This window comes from Micromonospora vulcania, from assembly GCF_042658605.1.
GTDB classification, from domain to species: Bacteria; Actinomycetota; Actinomycetes; order Mycobacteriales; family Micromonosporaceae; genus Micromonospora; species Micromonospora vulcania.
Genome location: NZ_JBHSQS010000001.1, coordinates 35,391 through 53,094, shown reverse-complemented (window position 1 = coordinate 53,094; position 17,704 = coordinate 35,391). Strand labels below are relative to the sequence as shown.

At 72.3% G+C, this 17,704-nt stretch carries 17 protein-coding genes; 10 read left to right on the top strand and 7 right to left on the bottom strand.

The features are described from left to right. Positions 1-12: 12 nt before the first annotated feature. Positions 13-1,296 carry a sensor histidine kinase gene (locus ACFQGL_RS00275; RefSeq protein WP_377503778.1) on the bottom strand — a complete coding sequence of 428 codons (1,284 nt, stop codon included), beginning with the start codon at positions 1,294-1,296 and terminating at the stop codon, positions 13-15. Between the two features lie 203 nt (positions 1,297-1,499). On the opposite strand from ACFQGL_RS00275, the gene phoU reads away from it, so the two are divergent. Further along, positions 1,500-2,153, top strand: coding sequence for a phosphate signaling complex protein PhoU (gene phoU, locus ACFQGL_RS00270; RefSeq protein WP_377503776.1), 654 nt, complete (start codon positions 1,500-1,502; stop codon positions 2,151-2,153). Positions 2,154-2,214: 61 nt separating this feature from the next. Here phoU and ACFQGL_RS00265 read toward each other — a convergent pair whose 3' ends face one another. Continuing rightward, entirely contained in the window at positions 2,215-2,982 is a 768-nt protein-coding gene (locus ACFQGL_RS00265; protein WP_377503774.1) for a phosphoglyceromutase, read from the bottom strand. A 153-nt stretch (positions 2,983-3,135) separates the two neighbouring features. On the opposite strand from ACFQGL_RS00265, the gene ACFQGL_RS00260 reads away from it, so the two are divergent. Next, a complete protein-coding gene (locus tag ACFQGL_RS00260) occupies positions 3,136-4,434 on the top strand; it encodes an MDR family MFS transporter (RefSeq protein WP_377503772.1) in 1,299 nt (432 codons plus the stop codon). A 119-nt stretch (positions 4,435-4,553) separates the two neighbouring features. Further along, positions 4,554-5,816: an MFS transporter gene (locus tag ACFQGL_RS00255; protein WP_377503770.1), complete on the top strand. Its 1,263-nt coding sequence runs from the start codon at positions 4,554-4,556 to the stop codon at positions 5,814-5,816. A gap of 383 nt (positions 5,817-6,199) precedes the next feature. On the opposite strand, the gene ACFQGL_RS00250 is transcribed toward ACFQGL_RS00255, so the two are convergent. The 3 genes from ACFQGL_RS00250 to mshA all read right to left on the bottom strand — a co-directional run bounded on the left by ACFQGL_RS00250 (position 6,200) and on the right by mshA (position 9,357). Then, positions 6,200-7,093, bottom strand: coding sequence for a hypothetical protein (locus ACFQGL_RS00250; RefSeq protein WP_377504634.1), 894 nt, complete (start codon positions 7,091-7,093; stop codon positions 6,200-6,202). 327 nt (positions 7,094-7,420) lie between these two features. Next, positions 7,421-7,936: a type III secretion system chaperone family protein gene (locus ACFQGL_RS00245; protein WP_377503768.1), complete on the bottom strand. Its 516-nt coding sequence runs from the start codon at positions 7,934-7,936 to the stop codon at positions 7,421-7,423. 56 nt (positions 7,937-7,992) lie between these two features. Beyond that, positions 7,993-9,357, bottom strand: a complete 1,365-nt coding sequence (gene mshA, locus ACFQGL_RS00240) for a D-inositol-3-phosphate glycosyltransferase (protein ID WP_377503766.1) — start codon at positions 9,355-9,357, stop codon at positions 7,993-7,995. 205 nt (positions 9,358-9,562) lie between these two features. Between mshA and ACFQGL_RS00235 the strand changes: the two genes are divergently transcribed. Then, positions 9,563-10,333: an SDR family oxidoreductase gene (locus ACFQGL_RS00235; protein ID WP_377503764.1), complete on the top strand. Its 771-nt coding sequence runs from the start codon at positions 9,563-9,565 to the stop codon at positions 10,331-10,333. Between the two features lie 10 nt (positions 10,334-10,343). Beyond that, a complete protein-coding gene (locus ACFQGL_RS00230; RefSeq protein WP_377503762.1) occupies positions 10,344-11,153 on the top strand; it encodes a class I SAM-dependent methyltransferase in 810 nt (269 codons plus the stop codon). Here the strand turns inward: ACFQGL_RS00230 and ACFQGL_RS00225 are convergent. Beyond that, on the bottom strand, positions 11,150-12,232 hold the full coding sequence (locus ACFQGL_RS00225; protein WP_377503760.1) for a UDP-N-acetylmuramate dehydrogenase: 1,083 nt from the start codon (positions 12,230-12,232) through the stop codon (positions 11,150-11,152). The two genes, ACFQGL_RS00230 and ACFQGL_RS00225, sit on opposite strands and share 4 nt — an antisense overlap. Before the next feature lie 69 nt (positions 12,233-12,301). On the opposite strand from ACFQGL_RS00225, the gene ACFQGL_RS00220 reads away from it, so the two are divergent. From ACFQGL_RS00220 to ACFQGL_RS00200, 5 genes are all read left to right on the top strand, one after another. Continuing rightward, entirely contained in the window at positions 12,302-13,060 is a 759-nt protein-coding gene (locus ACFQGL_RS00220; RefSeq protein WP_377503758.1) for a maleylpyruvate isomerase family mycothiol-dependent enzyme, read from the top strand. Positions 13,061-13,222: 162 nt separating this feature from the next. Next, on the top strand, positions 13,223-14,602 hold the full coding sequence (locus tag ACFQGL_RS00215) for a GH1 family beta-glucosidase (RefSeq protein WP_377503756.1): 1,380 nt from the start codon (positions 13,223-13,225) through the stop codon (positions 14,600-14,602). A 17-nt stretch (positions 14,603-14,619) separates the two neighbouring features. After that, positions 14,620-15,627 carry a LacI family DNA-binding transcriptional regulator gene (locus tag ACFQGL_RS00210; protein ID WP_377503754.1) on the top strand — a complete coding sequence of 336 codons (1,008 nt, stop codon included), beginning with the start codon at positions 14,620-14,622 and terminating at the stop codon, positions 15,625-15,627. 124 nt (positions 15,628-15,751) lie between these two features. Then, positions 15,752-16,165, top strand: a complete 414-nt coding sequence (locus ACFQGL_RS00205) for a RidA family protein (RefSeq protein WP_377503752.1) — start codon at positions 15,752-15,754, stop codon at positions 16,163-16,165. A 1-nt stretch (position 16,166) separates the two neighbouring features. Continuing rightward, on the top strand, positions 16,167-17,063 hold the full coding sequence (locus ACFQGL_RS00200) for a GNAT family N-acetyltransferase (RefSeq protein WP_377503750.1): 897 nt from the start codon (positions 16,167-16,169) through the stop codon (positions 17,061-17,063). Positions 17,064-17,187: 124 nt separating this feature from the next. On the opposite strand, the gene ACFQGL_RS00195 is transcribed toward ACFQGL_RS00200, so the two are convergent. Next, positions 17,188-17,703, bottom strand: coding sequence for an O-acetyl-ADP-ribose deacetylase (locus ACFQGL_RS00195; protein WP_377503748.1), 516 nt, complete (start codon positions 17,701-17,703; stop codon positions 17,188-17,190). Position 17,704: the final 1 nt, after the last annotated feature.

The following is a 17,704-nucleotide window of genomic DNA, read 5'->3' as shown; positions in this document are numbered from 1 at the left end:
TTTCCATTGCTGTCAGACCTGCTGTAGCCCGGCCGGACCGGCCTCGATCCCAGCCGGCGGCAGTGTCGCCAGCAGGTCGTCCGGTGGGCTGGCGGGCAGCCGGAGGGTGAACGTCGAACCACCACCAAGAGTGCTCGACACCTCGACCCGTCCGCCATGGTTGCTCGCGATGTGTTTCACGATGGCCAGGCCGAGCCCGGTGCCGCCGGTGGCACGCGAGCGGGCCTGGTCGGCCCGGTAGAACCGCTCGAAGATCCGGTCCACGTCTGTCGGGGCGATACCGATGCCCTGGTCAGCGACGGCGACCTCGACGTGCTCGTCGTCGCCGCGCAGGGTCACTCGTACCGTGGTGTCCTCGCCCGAGTAGTTGATGGCGTTCTCCACCAGGTTCGCCACGGCCGTGGCGAGCTGGGTGTCGCTGCCGTAGGCGGTGAGGCCGCGCTCCCCGGCAACGGTCACCTCGACGCCGCGCGCGGAGGCCGTGGTGCGGGTCCGGTCGACCACCTCGGCGATCACCCAGTCCAGCGCGACCGGCTCGGCCGGCGGCTGCGGCTCGGCGCCCTGCAACCGGGTCAACTCCAGCAACTCCTGCACCAGCCGACCCAGCCGGGTCGACTCGTGCTGGATCCGCTCGGCGAACCGGCGGGCGGCGACCAGGTCCTCGGAGAGGTCGGGCGTCGCGGCGTCGGCCGGCTCGGTCGCGTCCAGCAACGCCTCGGCGAGCAGTTGGAGCGCCCCGATGGGGGTTTTCAGCTCGTGACTCACGTTGGCCACGAAGTCGCGTCGTACGCGGGCCAGCCGGTGCGACTCGGTCACGTCGACCGCTTCCACCGCGATGAATCCACTGCCGATGCCCATCGCCCGCAGGTGCACGCCGAGCGGGTTCTCTCCCGCGCTGTCGCGGCCCCGGGGCAGGTCCAGCTCGATCTCGCGCCGCACTCCGGTGCGCCGCACCTGGCCGGCCAGGGTACGGATCAAGGGGTGCGCGGCGATCGAGCCGGGCGTGCTGCCGGTGCGCAGCAGACCCATCGCGCGGGCGGCCGGGTTGATCAGCACGGGCACGTCGTCGGTGTCCAGCACCACGACGCCGGCCCGGAGCGAGTCGATCGTCCGGCGGCCAAGCCCGGCCTGCTGCTCGTCGGCGATCGTGGGCCTCCCCCTGCTCCAGCGGGAGCTCGCGCTCCCCGTCGACGTGGAGCGGTCGTCCCGAGCCGGCAGGAACCGGGGCAGCACGAAACCGGCGGCCATCCCGGCCACCAACGCCACGGCCACCACGACCGCCACCACCCACTCCACCCGGCGATCGTAGGGTCATTGTTAACCTGGCTACCACACAGACCAGGACGAAACACCCTCACTTTCGGGAATGTTCACCCCTGCGTCTGGCGTCGTTCACCGTGGTTCATCCGGGGTCCGTCCGCGCCCCCTACCGTTGGCGTCGCACCTGCTCAGCCCCTGCGCCGGCACCCGCCGGCGGCGACCGACCACAGGACGTGATGATGCGCGACGAGTTCCGGGCCGACCTCCAGATCGTCAGCCAACTGCTGGTGGACATGGCGGAGGGCGTCCGCGCCGCCATGCGCCAGGCCACCCGGGCACTGCTCACCGCCGACCGGCAGGCCGCCGAGACGGTGATCGAGCGGGATGCCGAGATCGACGACCTCTACCGGCACGTCGAGGAGCGGGTCTGTGACCTGCTCGCCCGACAGGCGCCGGTCGCCTCCGACCTGCGTGCCATGATCACCGCATTGCACGTGGCCGCGGATCTGGAGCGGATGGGCGACCTCGCCGACCACGTGGCGAAGACCGCGCTACGCCGGCACCCCTCGCCCGCCGTGCCGGCCGAGCTGCGGACGATCTTCACCGAGATGGCCGAGATCGCCGACCGGATGGCAGTGAAGATCGGCTCGGTGCTGGCGAAGCCCGACGCCGACCTCGCCGGCGAGCTGGACCGCGACGACGACGCCATGGACGAGCTGCACAAGAACCTGTTCGCCGTGCTGCTCGGTGACGACTGGCCGTACGGGGTGGAGACCGCGATCGACGCCACCCTGCTGGGCCGCTTCTACGAGCGGTTCGCCGACCACGCCGTCAACGCCGGCGAGCACGTGGTCTACCTGATCACCGGCGAGTCGTCCCCCGCCAGCAGCTGAACGATGTAAGGAAGGGCCCCTTGTTATCCAAAAACCGATAACAAGGGGCCCTTCCTTACATCTAGCGGCCTTGGTTGGCTACCGCGGCGGCGGCTTCCTTTGCCGCCGTCGGGTCGAGGTAGGTGCCGCCCAGGGTGAGCGGGCGCAGCTGCGGGTCCAGGTCGTAGCGCAGCGGGATACCGGTCGGGATGTTCAGCTTGGCGATCGCCTCGTCGGAGATCTGGTCGAGGTGCTTGACCAGGGCGCGCAGCGAGTTGCCGTGCGCGGCCACCAGCACCGTCCGGCCAGCCAGCACGTCCGGGACGATCGAGTCGTACCAGTAGGGCAGCATCCGCTCGACCACGTCCTTGAGGCACTCGGTCCGCGGCATCAGCTCGGTCGGCAGCAGCGCGTACCGGGGGTCGCCGACCTGCGACCACTCGTCGTCGTCGGCGATCGGCGGCGGCGGGGTGTCGTACGACCGGCGCCAGAGCATGAACTGCTCCTCGCCGTACTCCTCCAGGGTCTGCTTCTTGTTCTTGCCCTGCAGGGCACCGTAGTGCCGCTCGTTGAGCCGCCACGACCGGCGCACCGCGATCCAGTGCCGGTCGGCGGCGTTGAGCGCCAACTCGGCGGTGCGGATCGCTCGGCGCATCACACTGGTGTGCACCACGTCCGGCAGCAGGCCGTGCTCGCGCAGCAGCTCGCCGCCGCGCCGCGCCTCCCCCTCGCCCTTCTCGGTCAGGTCGACGTCCACCCAGCCGGTGAAGAGGTTCTTGGCGTTCCAGTCGCTCTCACCGTGCCGCAGCAGGACCAGCGTCCCGACGGTGGGCCCCTCGCTTGCAGTCATGCGGATCATCCTGCCCCACCCACGGACGGGACACGCGGGCACCCGTCGTGACGACCACCACGTGAAAAAGCGGGTGACCTGCCAATCCGCCCACGACTAGGGTTGTAAGGCGTTGCGGTCAGATCGGTCATTACTTGTGTGCGGGGGCGCCAAATGCGGACGATGCGGAGTTGGTTCCGGGAAACCACCGGAGGCTTGCCGGCCACCTTCTGGTACCTGTGGTCCGGCACTCTGATCAACCGACTCGGCTCGTTCGTCCTGGTGTTCCTCGCCATCTACCTGACCCAGGAACGCGGCTTCTCCGCCTCCCAGGCCGGCCTGGTGATCGGGCTGTGGGGCGTCGGCGGCGCGGTCGGCACCACCGCCGGCGGCACCCTGGCCGACCGCTGGGGCCGGCGACCCACCCTGCTCACCGCACACCTCGGTGCGGCCGCCATGATGCTCGGCCTCGGGTTGGCCCGGGACATCTGGGCGGTGGCGTTGGGCGCACTGCTGCTCGGCATGTTCGCCGAGGCGGCCCGGCCCGCCTTCGGGGCCATGATGATCGACGTGGTGCCGGTGCAGGACCGGCTGCGTGCCTTCTCGCTCAACTACTGGGCGATCAACCTGGGCTTCGCCTGCGCGGCCATCCTCGCCGGCTTCGCCGCGCAGGCCAACTACCTGCTGCTGTTCGTGGTCGACGCGGGCACCATGGTGATCACCGCTCTGATCATCTTCACCCGGGTGCCGGAGACCCGGCACACCCGCGAGGCGAAGGGGCTCACCGCCGCCGCGGCCGCTCCGCGCGGCGCCCTGCGTACGATCCTCAGCGACCGGATCTACCTCGGCTTCGTGGCGCTGAACCTGCTCGCCGCGCTGGTCTACCTCCAGCACATCTCGATGCTGCCGATCGCCATGGGCGACGACGGACTCAGCCCGGCCACCTACGGGTCGGTGATCGCGCTCAACGGCGTCCTGATCGTGGTCGGCCAACTCTTCGTACCCCGGCTGATCCGGGGCCGGAGCCGCTCGCACGTGCTCGCACTGGCCGCCGTGGCGATGGGGGCCGGGTTCGGGTTGACCGCGTTCGCCGGCACCGTCTGGCTGTACGGACTGACCGTGCTGATCTGGACGATCGGCGAGATGCTGAACTCGCCGTCCAACTCCACCCTGATCGCCGAACTCTCCCCGGCCGATCTGCGCGGCCGCTACCAGGGCGTGTTCTCCCTCTCCTGGCAGATCGCGGGAGCCAGCGCGCCGATCCTCGGCGGCCTGGTGCGGGAGCACATCGGCAACGCCGCGCTCTGGCTCGGTTGCGCCGCGATCGGCGTGGTGACCGCGGTGGCCCATCTGGTGTCCGGCCCGGCCCGGGAACGGCGGGCCGACGCGCTACGGCGCGCTGGCGATGCCATGGCGCCGGTCGGCAGCGCCCGGCCGTCGGTTCCGCAGCCCGTTGAGGCCACGGCCGCCTGAGCAACGGCCCGATCGCCGAGGCGAAACGCCCAAGATCAGGGAAGTGACTGGCGATACGCCGCCCGGGTTTCTACCGTGCAGGAGAAACGGTTAGGAAACTGAACTGTCGGGAGGTTCGGGTGCAGACCCTGCGGCGCTGGTGGCACGACACCGCGGGTGGGCTCCCCGCCACCTTCTGGTACCTCTGGGCCGGCCTGCTCATCAACCGGGCCGGCGCGTTCGCCATGCTCTTCCTCTCGCTGTACCTCACCGCCGAACGTGGTGCCAGCGAGGCTCTGGCCGGCACGGTGGTCGGCGCGTACGGGGCCGGTGGGGCGGCCGGCGTGCTGCTCGGCGGCGTACTGGCCGACCGGTGGGGCCGCCGGGCCACCCTGCTCGCCGCGCACCTGTCCACCGCCGGGCTGATGGTGACGCTGGCCTTCACCCGGCCGCTGGCGCTGATCGCGGTGCTCTCCGCGCTGGTCGGGGTGGTGCACTCGATGCCCAGCCCGGCCTTCGTCGCGGCGATCGTCGACGTGGTGCCCGAGGAACGCCGCTCGCGCGCGTTCAACCTCCAGTTCTGGGCGTTCAACCTGGGCATGGCGGTCGCCTCGCTGCTCGCCGGGGTACTGGCCGAGGCGAGCTTCACCGCGCTGTTCCTGGTCGACGCGGGCGCCACCCTGACCGCTGCCGCCGTGATCGGCTGGAAGGTGCCGGAGACACTGCGGCGGACCGCCGGTCTCCGACCGCCCACCCGCTCGACGCCGGGCGCCCCTCGACGGGCGGGCCTGCGCACCGCGCTCACCGACCGGACCTTCCTGGTCTTCGTCGGGCTCACCTTCGTGCTGGCCGTGCTCACCCTGCAGACCTCGACGATCATGCCGTTGGCCATGCGCGCGGACGGCCTGGGTCCGTCGGCGTACGGGCTGGTGGTGGCGCTCGGCGGCGCGCTGATCGTGCTCGGGCAACTGTTCGTGCCCCGGCTGATCGACCGGCACCGCAAGCACGTGGTGCTGGCAGCCTCCACCGCCCTGCTCGCGCTCGGCTTCGGGGTGCTCGCCGTCGCCGACGAGCTGGCCGTCTACCTGGGTGCGGCGGTGGTCTGGACGATCGGCTCGATGCTCGCCGCCCCACCCAACGCGCAGATCAACGCCGACCTGGCACCACCGCAGCTACGCGCCCGGTACCAGTCGGTCTTCTATCTGACCTTCCCGGCCGCGTCGTTCCTGGCCCCCACGCTCGGCGGATTCAGCCTGCAGTACCTCGGCAACGGGCACTGGCTGATCGTGGGCGGGCTCGGCCTGCTGGCCGCGGTCGGCCACCTGCTCGCCGGGCCGCCCCGGGAGCGGCACGTCGCCGCGCTGCGCAGGGCCGCCGACCGGGTGCCGGCCATGATCGACTGAACCACCCAAGGGGTACGCGAGACGCAAAGCGCCCACCACGGCCCGAAGGTCGTGGTGGGCGCCCGCAGTGGGGCCGGCGGCGGCGGGCAGACACTCACCCCCGTAAGCATCGCCCGCTCACGCCGCCGGTCCAAACAGGTGGGCACCGTCCCCCAACGGTAGGTCCACCCGTCCCCTCGCACCTCGCTTGGTGCGCGGATCTGTTCGATCCGCCGCTCCCCCGAACGTTTCCAAGCGTGGTGCGGTGCAATAAAGTTAGTTCGCCCGGATTCCGGATTCAACCCGCACCGGCTGTCTTGCCGGTCACAACTGGCGAGTATCCCCTGCTCGGGCCCCGGTCTCTGGCAACCGCCGCATACCCGTCGGGCATTCCCGCAAACACCTCAACCGTCCTCCCGATCGGGCGACTCCGTCCGGAAGAAATTGCTCGGCCGGCCGTCGCGCAGCTGCTCCTGATAGATCAGATTCAGCCGACGCAGGTCGAAGGTGTGGAACCACTGGTCCCAGGTGATCTCGCGGATCCGGCTGCTCTCCCGATAACCGGGAATGTTGAACGTCAACACCCCCGCCCGGCCGTCCCGCTCGGTGCCGGCGATGGTCGCCGGCTTCGCACCGCGCCGCCGGGCCCACTGCTGGATCACCTCGTGATTCGTGGTGATCAGGCTCCGCCCCGGGCGCTCCGGACGGTCCGCGGTCGACGAGATCACCTGCGAGCTGCGGACCGATCGCCCGGTACCCCGCCCGGTCCGGATCCCGCTGCCAGCCGCCGTACCGCCGCTGGCCGGGCGGGTCGCCGCAGCGCGCTTCGCGGGCGCACGCTTCGCCGCCGGCCGTGCCGGGGCCTTCTTCGCCGGCGCCTTACGCGCGGGCGCGGACCGGGCGGCGGTCGTCTTACGCGCGGCCGTCGTCTTGCGCGCGGCCGTCGTCCGTGCTGTCGCGGTCCTCTTCGCGGCCGTCGTCTTCTTGGCGGCCGTCGTCTTCTTTACCGCCGCCGTCGTCTTCCTCGCTGGCGTTGTCTTCTTCGCGGCGGTCGTCTTCTTCACCGCCGCGGTCTTCTTCACCGCCGCCGTCGACTTGCGCGCGGCGGTGGTCTTCTTCGCGGCGGCGCGCTTCGCGGGGGCGCTCTTGTTCGCCGGTACGGCCTTCGCGCGGCTCGGCGCCGCCTTGGCCGCCGACTTCTTCGTGGCGGCGGCACGACCTGCCGACGCCCTGGTGCCGGTGGCCCGGCCCGCCGGACCGGTGCTGCGCCGGCCCGCGCCGCCACGCTCGGCCCGCAATGAGCGAACCAACTGTTTCACCAGCTCGGGCTTGCGCAGCGCGGAGATCCCGGAGACCCCGCGTTTGCGCAACTGGCCGCGGATGTCGTCCATCCGCATCCGCGAGATATCCGACTCGGAGACTCCGGGCGTACCCGGTGTCTGGTTGCCGGCCTGTCGTTTCGTCCTGGTCGCAGTCCCGCCGCGACCTGAGCTGTTCCGCTGAGCCATGGGACGCTCACGCTCCTCGACACTCCGTCTTCGGCGCGCGGGGGTCCCTATGCCGCACCGCGCGGTGCGGCATACCCGTCAGGAGCAGTCCGAACCACCAGCCGGCAGGAAGTGCGGTCAGGCCGGCTCGGGGCCGGAGCCGGAGGGCTCGAAGAGGTGGGCGAAGGCGGCCAGGTTGGCGGTCGACTCGCCGCGCTTGACCCGCCACTCGTACTCGCGCCGGATCGAGCTGCCGAAGCCGATCTCGAGCATGGTGTCGAACGACTCGTCGGCGTACGTGAGCACCGCGCCGAGCAGCCGATCCAACTCGTCGGCGTCCACACCGGCCGGATTGACGCGCCCGGTCAGGTAGACGTCGCCGACGGCGTCGGTGGAGAACGAGACCCCGTACATCCGGGCGTTGCGCTGCAACAGCCAGGCCCACAGGTCCTCGCGCCGCTCGTCCGGCTGACGCATGACGAACGCCTCGACACGCAGTGCGTGCTCACCGATGATCAGGTTGCAGATCGTCTTGAGCTTGTGGGTGCCCGGCAGGGTCACCGCGTACGAGCCTGGCCCGGTCGACTCCCAGGCCAGGTCACGCTCGGCACAGACCGACTCGATCAGGGTCGCAAGATCGCTGTTCGGGCTCACCGGACCACTCTACGACCGACCCGGCCGGCGCACCCGGTGGCGAACAGCGCCCCTGCTCACCAGGAGCAGGAGAGGGCCGGGTCGGGCGCCAGGTCGGCGGCGAGACGGGTGCGGTGCGCGGCGATCGCCTCGCCGTACACGGCGAGCAGGCCGCTGACCGTACGGTCCCAGGAGAACTGCTGCGCGTGCTGCTCGGCACCCTTGGCCAGCGCCTCGCGCCGCGCCTGGTCCGGCAGCAGGTGACCGAGCGCGCGGGCCCAGTCCGCCGGGTCGTGCCCGTCGATCAGCACACCGCTCACCTGGTCCTGCACGGCGGTCACCAGCCCGCCGACGGCGGCGGCCAGCACCGGCGTACCGCAGGCCTGCGCCTCCAGGGCGACCAGCCCGAAGGATTCATTGTGCGAGGGCACCGCGACCAGGTCGGCGGCCCGGTACAGAGCCGGCAGGTCGTCCCCGGTGCGCGGCGGCAGGAAGCGCACCCGATCGGCGACACCGAGCGTGGCGGCCAACTCGATCAGCGCGGTCGGCCGGTCCAGTCCACTGCCGCTGGGCCCGCCACAGATCACCACGGTCACCTCGTCGGCCAGCACCGGGTCGCGCTTGCGCAGCGCGGCGACCGCGCGGATCAGCACGTCGGGGGCCTTGAGCGGCTGGATCCGGCCGACGAAGGCCACCAGGTATCCGTCGACCGGCAGCCCGAGCCGGCGGCGGGCCGTACGAGCGGCCGCGGCCCGGTCACCCGGCGCGGGCCGGAAACGGTCCAGGTCGACGCCCGGCTGGACCACGGCGACCCGGGTGGGATCCGCGCCGTACCGCTCGACGAGGTCGCGGGCCTCGACCTGGGTGTTGGCGACCAGCCGGTCCGCCTCGGCGACCACCTGCTCCTCGCCGATCACCCGGGCCTTGGGCTCCGGCCGGTCGTCGGCCGCGAGCTGGGCGTTCTTGACCTTCGCCAGGGTGTGCGCGGTGTGCACCAGCGGCACCCCCCAGCGCTCCTTGGCCAGCCAGCCGACCTGCCCGGAGAGCCAGTAGTGCGAGTGGATCAGGTCGTAGTGGCCGGGCGGGCGGGCCGCCTCGGCCCGCAGCACCCCGGCCGTGAAGGCGCAGAGCTGACCGGGCAGCTCCTCCTTGGTCAGCCCTTCAAGGGGGCCGGAGGTGATGTGCCGGACCTGCACGCCGGGTGCCATCTCCACCACCGGGGGCAGGTCGCCGGAGGTGGCCCGGGTGAAGATCTCCACCTCGACGTTGGCCTCGGCGAGCCGCCGGGCGACCTCCAGGATGTAGACGTTCATCCCGCCGGCGTCGCCCGTGCCGGGCTGGTGCAGGGGGGAGGTGTGCACCGACAGGGTGGCGATCCGGCGGGGCCGGGGCCACGGACGGGCACCTCGCTGACGACCGACACCGGTGTGCAGTTCCGCCACGTCCGCTCCTTCTGTCACGGTTAATGCCGTCTCGCACGACCGGCGCTTCTCGGTCAACCTGTACGCCAGATGTCATCTTCCCCATCGGCGTACGGAAATTCCCGGCGCGGCCCCCCGGGGTGACGGACCTCATCACCGCCCACGTACCCCCGGAGCCGCCCTGCCCGGCCGGAGCGCGCCGCGCAGCCGGGGTGACAATGACCGGATGACCTCTGTCGCCATCGTCACCGGAGCGTCCAGCGGGATCGGTGCGGCCACCGCCCGACGGCTCGCCGCCGAGGGCTTCCACGTACTCGCCGCCGCCCGTCGCGCCGACCGGCTCGCCGACCTGGTCGCCGAGATCGCCGCCAACGGCGGGCAGGCCACCGCGGTGACCTGCGACGTCACCTCGGACGAGTCGGTTGCCGGGCTGGCCGAGGCCGCCGCACAGGCGCCCGGGCCGGTCACCCTGCTGGTCAACAACGCCGGCGGGGCGCGTGGGCTGGACCCGGTGGAGTCCGGGTCGATCGGCGACTGGCAGTGGATGTACGACGTCAACGTGCTCGGCACGTTGCGGGTGACCCAGGCGCTGCTGCCGGCGCTGGAGGCGTCCGGCGCCGGCACCATCGTAGTGGTCTCGTCCACCGCCGGCCTGACGGTGTACGAGGGCGGGGGCGGCTACACCGCGGCCAAGCACGCGCAGACCGCGATCGCCGGCACGCTCCGCCTGGAGCTGTGCGGCCGACCGCTCCGGGTGATCGAGATCGACCCGGGAATGGTGCGGACCGACGAGTTCGGGCTGGTGCGCTTCGACGGCGACGCGGACCGGGCCGCCGCCGTCTACGCCGGAGTGCCCGGGCCACTGGTCGCCGAGGACGTGGCGGACTGCATCGCCTGGTGCGCCACCCGCCCCGAGCACGTCAACGTGGACCGCCTGGTGGTCCGGCCACGGGCGCAGGCCGCACAGCACAAGGTGCACCGCGTCGGCCAGCCTTGAGCCGGCCGGGATGAGCGGCGCGGCGCGGCGCCGGCCGCTCGGCGTGGTCACCCGGGGCACGACCAACCCGAACCGACTCCGCCGGGTGGACAACTGGATCGTCGCCACCTGCGCCGACCAGCTACGGGCGGCGGCCGACCCGCTGGTGGTCGACCTCGGTTACGGCGCCACTCCGGTGACGGCGGTGGAGCTGCGGGCGCGGTTGGCCGCCGGCGTCCGTCCGGACGTACGCCTGGTCGGTCTGGAGATCGACCCGGCCCGGGTGGCCGCCGCGACACCGGCCGCCGACCCGCCCGGCCTGACCTTCGCCCGGGGTGGATTCGAGCTGGCCGGGCTCCGGCCGGTGCTGGTCCGCGCGTTCAACGTGCTACGCCAGTACGACGAGAGCGAGGTACCGGACGCCTGGCGGACGATGACCGCCGCGCTCGCCCCGGGCGGGGTGCTGGTCGAGGGCACCTGTGACGAGCTGGGCCGGCTCGCCGGCTGGCTGCTGGTCGACGCCGACGGGCCGCGGACGCTCACCCTGGCCGCCAGGCTCACCACGCTGGGCAGCCCGGCCGAGCTCGCCGAACGGCTGCCCAAGGCGCTGATCCACCGCAACGTCCCCGGCGAGCCGGTGCACGACCTGATCCGGGCCCTGGACGACGCCTGGCACGCGGCGGCCCCCTACGCCCCGTTCGGCCCGCGCCAACGCTGGCTGAAAGCGGTGACCCAGCTCAAGACCACCGGTTGGCCCATCACCAACACCCCGGCCCGCTGGCGGCAGGGCGAGCTGACGGTCCCCTGGCCCACCGTCGCACCCCCGCAGGGGGCGGGCTAGAACGTGCAGTTGATGAGGACCGGTTCGGGGTGGAGGGTCACCCCCAGGCGGGTCTGGACCTCGTCGCGGATGGTGCGGGCCAGGGCCAGCAGGTCACCGGTGGTGGCGGTGCCACTGCGGTTGGTGAGCGCCAGGGTGTGCTTGCCGGAGATCGCCACGCCGGCCGGGCCCGGGTGGCCCTTGGCGAAGCCGGCCTTGTCGATCAGCCAGGCCGCGCTCACCTTGACCATGCCGTCGGCGCCGGGCCAGGCCGGCGGCTCGCCCAGCTCGGCCGCACGCTCGCGGAGCAGTTCGTACGTGGCCTGGTCGAGCACCGGGTTGGTGAAGAAGGACCCGACCGAACGGGTGTCCGGGTCGGCCGCGTCGAGCACCATGCCCTTGCCGGCACGCAACCGCAGCACCGTCGCCCGCGCCTCGGCCAGCGGCACCCGGTCACCCACCTCGACGCCCAGTGCCCGAGCCAGCTCGGCGTAGCGCACCGGGCCGGAGAGCGGGGACCGGGTGAGCCGGAATTCGACGGAGAGCACCACCCAGCGGTCCCGGTACTTGAAGATGCTGCCCCGGTAGGCGAACCCGCAGTCGGCGGCCGGGATCCACTGGCGGGTGCCCTCGGCCCGGTCGTACACCTCGACGCCGGTGATGGTCTCGGCGACATCCTGGCCGTACGCGCCGACGTTCTGGATCGGGGTGGCGCCGGTCGAGCCGGGGATGCCGGAGAGGCACTCCAGGCCGGCCCAGCCGTTGGCCACCGTGGCGGCGACCAGGTCGTCCCACGGTTCGCCGGCCTCGACCCGTACGGTGACCGACTCGGCGTCCTCGGCGATGACCCGCAGGCCACGGGAGCGCACCAGGACGACCGTGCCGGGGAATCCGGTGTCGCCGATCACCACGTTGCTGCCGCCGGCCAGGATCAAGACCGGCTCGTCCGCGACCCGGACCGCCTCGATGATCTCGTCGGCACTGCCCGCGACCACGATCCGCCCGGCGGGCCCGCCCATCCGCAGCGTGGTGTAGCTGGCCAGCGGGCCGGGAATGGGACGATCGGCGTCGGTTGTCGACTGGGCGTAGGCGTCTGGCACGCCCTTCACCTTAGGCTGAAGGGCAGCCGTGGCACCCACTGGTCGCCCGGCACCCCCGGGAGGATGGCGATGAACAGACTGCAGGGCAGCAAGGACTTCTGGATCGGGGCACTCCGGGCGGAGGGCCCCGCCTTCGCGGCGGCGGTGGCGGACGCCCCACCCGAGACACCGGTGCTGTCCTGTCCGGGCTGGACGGTCGGCGACCTCACACTGCACCTGGCCGGCGCCTACCACTGGGTGTCCTCGTTCGCCGGCTCCGGCCAGACCACCGTGCCGGCCCGTCCCGACCTGGCCCAGGCCGCCCCGGGCCTGAGCCCGCTTCAGCTCTGGCAGCAGGGGTACGACCAACTGATGACCGTCTTCGACGGTCTCGACCCGGAGGCCCCGGCGTGGAACTGGGCCCCGCAACCGAAGAAGGCCGGCTTCTGGCCGCGCCGGATGGCGCACGAGACGGCGGTGCACCGCTGGGACGCCCAGCTCGCCATCGCCGCCGGCGAGCCGGTGGAGGCGAAGCTCGCCGCCGACGGCGTGAGCGAGGTGCTGGACACCTGGCTGCCCGCCGGCCGACGACGGGTTCCGGGCGACTGGCACGGGGTGGTGCAGCTCTCCGCGACCGACGCCGACCAGGAGTGGTACCTGCGGCTGCGCGGTGAGGGGGTGGCGCTGCTCGACACCGCGACCATCTTCGACCACGACGACCACCACGCCCGGGCGCAGGTCAGTGGCACCGCGAGCGACCTGCTGCTGGCGCTCTGGGGGCGGGTCAGCTTCGAGTCGTTGACCGTCAGCGGCGACCGCGCCCTGCTCGACGGGCTGCGCATCGGCTGAGGGCGTCCCCCGAACGGCGGCGGCACGCTCGTGTGCGTCGTTCATGTTGCGGCGTTACGGCCACCTGCGACGAGGCTCGGTGGCCGTACGCTGTGCTGAGCGACCGGCGAACCCGACCGTGCCGGCGACCATCGGCGGGATCATGGAAGGTGCGGTCAAGGCGTGAGCGAACTCCGGTTTCCCGAGAACTTCGTCTGGGGAGCGGCCACCGCGGCGTACCAGATCGAGGGTGCCGCCCGCGACGACGGCCGCGGCCCGTCCATCTGGGACACCTTCAGCCGTACGCCGGGGAAGGTGTACCAGGGCCACACCGGTGACGTCGCCTGCGACCACTACCACCGGTACGCCGACGACGTCGCGCTGATGGCCGAGCTGGGGCTGCGGGCATACCGGTTCTCGGTCGCCTGGCCGCGGATCCAGCCGGACGGCACCGGCCCGGTCAACCCGCGCGGGCTGGACTTCTACGACCGGCTCACCGACACGCTGCTCGAACGGGGCATCGACCCGATCGTCACGCTCTACCACTGGGACCTGCCACAGGCGTTCGGTGACCGGGGCGGCTGGACCAACCGGGACACCGCCGAGCACTTCGCCACGTACGCCACGGCGGTGTACGCCCGACTGGGCGACCGGGTGGGCACCTGGACCACGCTCAACGAGCCGTGGTGCTCGGCCTACCTCGGGTACGGCAACGGGGTGCACGCCCCCGGCGAGCAGGACCCGGCGGCGGCCTTCACCGCCGTACACCACCTGTTGCTCGGGCACGGCCTGGCGGCGCGGGCGCTGCGCGCGGCCGGCGCGCGGACCGTCGGGATCACCCTCAACCCGGCGGACGTGCTGCCGGCCGATCCACAGAGCGCGGCCGACGCCGCGGCGGTCCGCCTGGTGGACGGCCTGCACAACCGGATCTTCTTCGACCCGCTGCTGGCCGGCGGCTACCCCGACGACGTGCGGGAGCACGTGGCGCGCATCGTCGAGCCGACGTTCATCCGGGACGGCGACGAGAAGCTGATCGCCGCGCCGATCGACCTGCTCGGAATCAACTACTACGCGCCCACCTACGTCGCCGGGCGGCCCGACGGTGCGGGCGACGCCGCATACCCGGGCACCGATGGCGCGGTGCACTTCGTGCCGCCGGCCGGGCCGCTCACCGAGATGGGTTGGATGATCGAGCCGGCCGGGTTGACCCGGCTGCTGGAGCGGATCGCCACCGACTACCCCGGCGTGCCGCTGATGATCACCGAGAACGGCGCGGCGTTCCCCGACAAGGCGGGCTCGGACTCCCCCGACGGTCCGGGGCAGGTGATCGACACCGACCGGATCGCCTACCTGGACGGGCATCTGCGCGCCGCGCACGAGGCGATCTCCCGGGGCGTGGACCTGCGCGGTTATCTCGTATGGTCGTTCATGGACAACTTCGAGTGGGCGGAGGGCTACCGCAAGCGGTTCGGGATCGTGCACGTCGACTACCTGACCCAGCGGCGCACACCGAAGGCCAGCGCCCGGTGGTACCAGGAGGTGATCTCCCGGAACGGGCTGTGACGAGCGGGGGAGTCGCGATGACGACGGCGCAGCGGCCAACGCTTGAGGCGGTGGCGGCCCGGGCAGGGGTTTCCCGAGCCACCGTCTCCCGCGTCGTCAACGGCTCCACCACCGTCGCCGAGCCGATCCGCGAGGCCGTCCACCGAGCGGTCGCCGAACTGGGGTACGTACCCAATCTCGCCGCCCGCAGCCTGGTCACCCAGCGCACCGACTCGGTCGCCCTGGTCATGCCGGAGGCGGCCACCCGGGTCTTCTCCGACGACCAGGTCTTCCCCGGCATCATTCGCGGGGTCAGCCAGGAGTTGGAGGCCGCCGACAAGCAGTTGGTGCTGATGCTGGCGGGCTCGCCGGCCGGGCACGACCGGGTCGAGCGGTTCACCACCGGGCGGCACGTCGACGGGGTGCTCTTCGCCTCGCTGCACGGTGCCGATCCGCTCCCGGGAACGCTCGCCCGCCTCGGCATCCCGGTGGTGTGCAGCGGCCGTCCGCTCGGCGACGTGCCCGTGCCGTACGTCGACGTCGACCACGTCGGCGGGGTGACCGCGGCGGTGCGGCACCTGATCGACAGCGGGCGACGACGGATCGCCAGCATCGCCGGGCCGCAGGACATGGTGGCCGGGATCGAACGCCTCACCGGCTACCGGACCACGATGGCCGCCGCCGGGCTGCCCGAGCTGGTGGCGATCGGGGACTTCACCCGGGAGTCCGGGGCGGCGGCCATGCGCCGGCTGCTCGTCGAGCACCCCGACCTGGACGCGGTCTTCGCCGCCTCCGACCTGATGGCGCACGCCGCACTACGGACGCTGCGTGCGGCCGGCCGGCGGGTGCCCGAGGACGTCGCGGTGGTCGGCTTCGACGACATCGAGACGGCCGCGTACACCGAGCCGCCGTTGACCACCGTCCGGCAGCCCATCGTGGAGATCGGTCGGCGGATGACCCGCCAACTGCTCCGGCTCGCCGCCGGCGAGAGCATCGAACCGGCGGTCATGCTCCCCACCGAGCTGATCCTGCGCGACTCCGCCTGACGGGTCCTCCTCAGCACCCGGCGGTTGCAGCCTGCCGGGGGTACGGGGCGGCGCGGCGTGGTACGGGGCGGCGCGGCGGTTAATGCATCGCGTTGGCGGTGCGAGGCTCGCTAGCCTCGCCGGCATGCCGGATCCTGTCGCGCTACTGCACGTCCCCGCTCTCTCCGACGTCGCCGAGTACGCGTACGCGGCCACCGTCGAGCCACCCGCCCGACTGGTCTTCACCGCCGGCGCGTGCCCGCTGGACGCCGAGGGACGCACCGTTGCGCCGGGCGATCACGCCGCACAGGCCCGGCAGGTGATGACGAACCTGAAGACCGCCCTCGCGGCGGCCGGCGCCACCCTCACCGACGTGGTCAAGACGACCGTCTACGTGGCGTCCTCCCGGCAGGCGGACCTGGTGACCGTCTGGGAGGTGGTCCGCGACTTCTTCGGCGACCACGATCCGCCGAGCACCCTGCTCGGGGTGGCCGTGCTGGGCTACACCGACCAACTCGTCGAGGTCGAGGCGGTCGCCGCCGTACGGACGGGGGCCTGAGATGCGGATTCGCGTGGCACTCCCGGACGATGCGGCGGCTGTGGTGGCGCTGCGGGCCGTGGTCTATCCGTACCTGGTCCGCGGGGTCGAGTCGACCCGGAAGATGATCGCCAAACCGCTGCCGGAGGAGGGGTGGACCGCCTTCGTGGCCGAATCCGACGACCGGGTGGTGGGTTGGGTGTCGGCCCAGCGTGCCGCCTGGACCTCGACGGCGGACTTCGGCGACATCTCGCTGCTGCACGTCCACCCGGAGCACCGGCGTCGCGGCATCGGCACCGCGCTGCTGACCGCCGCGACGGGTCACCTCACCCCGCTGGGGATCCGCCGCGTCCGGGCGTGGGCACAGCCGGAGGCGCTGCCGTTCGCCCGCCGGCACGGCTTCGAGCCCAGCCGCGAGGTGCGCTATTCGGCGCTCGACCTGGACCCGGCGCCCGCGCCGCCCGACCCGCCGCAGGGCGTACGACTGCGCCCGATCGTCGAGCTGGATCCGCACCTGCTGTACGCGGCGGACGTGGCATCGGCCGTCGACGAGCCGGGTGACGTGCCGGTCGACGCGATGAGCTACCAGAGCTGGCTGCACGACGTCTGGGACAACCTCGGCCTGGACAAGGTGGCCAGCACCGCCGTCGAGGTCGACGGGGACGTGGCCGCGTTCAGCGTGGTGAAACGCGACGGGGACCGGATGTGGTCGGATTACACATGTTCCGTCCCGGCGTACCGGGGTCGAGGGCTGGCGCGGCTGGCCAAGACGGCCGCGCTGCACCGGGCCGCCGCCAACGGCGTCCGGATCGCGTACACGTCGAACGACGAGGCGAACGCGCCGATGCTCGCGATCAACGCCCGGCTGGGCTACCGCCCGGTCGCGGCCCAGTGGTCCTGCCTGGCCGAGCTGACCTGATCAGCGGCCCTCGCACCCAGGCGCGTCCCAAGAGCACTTTGTCGTCAGTAGCTATGGACGCCCCGCTGCAACTACTCACGACAAAGTGATCTTGGGGCTGGCTGACCGGAGGCGGCCGGACTGGTCAGTTGACCTCGTAGACCTGGCTCGCGATGGCGTGGGTGTCGGCGCCGAAGAGCACCAGGCGGGCCTCGGTGACGGCGGCCGGCGTGGCCGAACGCAGCACCGACAGCGCCTGGCGCACCGCGTCGTCGACCGGCCAGCCGTAGATGCCGGCGGAGATCAGCGGGAACGCCACGGTGGTCGCGCCCAACTCGTCGGCCACCCGCAGGCTGTTGGCGTAGCAGTCGCGCAGCAGGCCCGAGCGGTCGTCGCTGGCGGACCAGACCGGGCCGACGGTGTGGATCACCCAACGGGCCGGCAACTCGCCGGCCGTGGTCGCCACCGCCTGCCCGGTGGGCAGGCCCCGGCCGTACCGGGAGGCCCGCAGCGCCCGGCACTCGGCCAGGATGGCCGGCCCGCCGCGTCGGTGGATGGCACCGTCGACCCCACCGCCGCCGAGCAGGGACGAGTTGGCTGCGTTCACGACGGCGTCCACCCGCTGCGCGGTGATGTCCCCGTCGACCAGGGTGATCTCCATG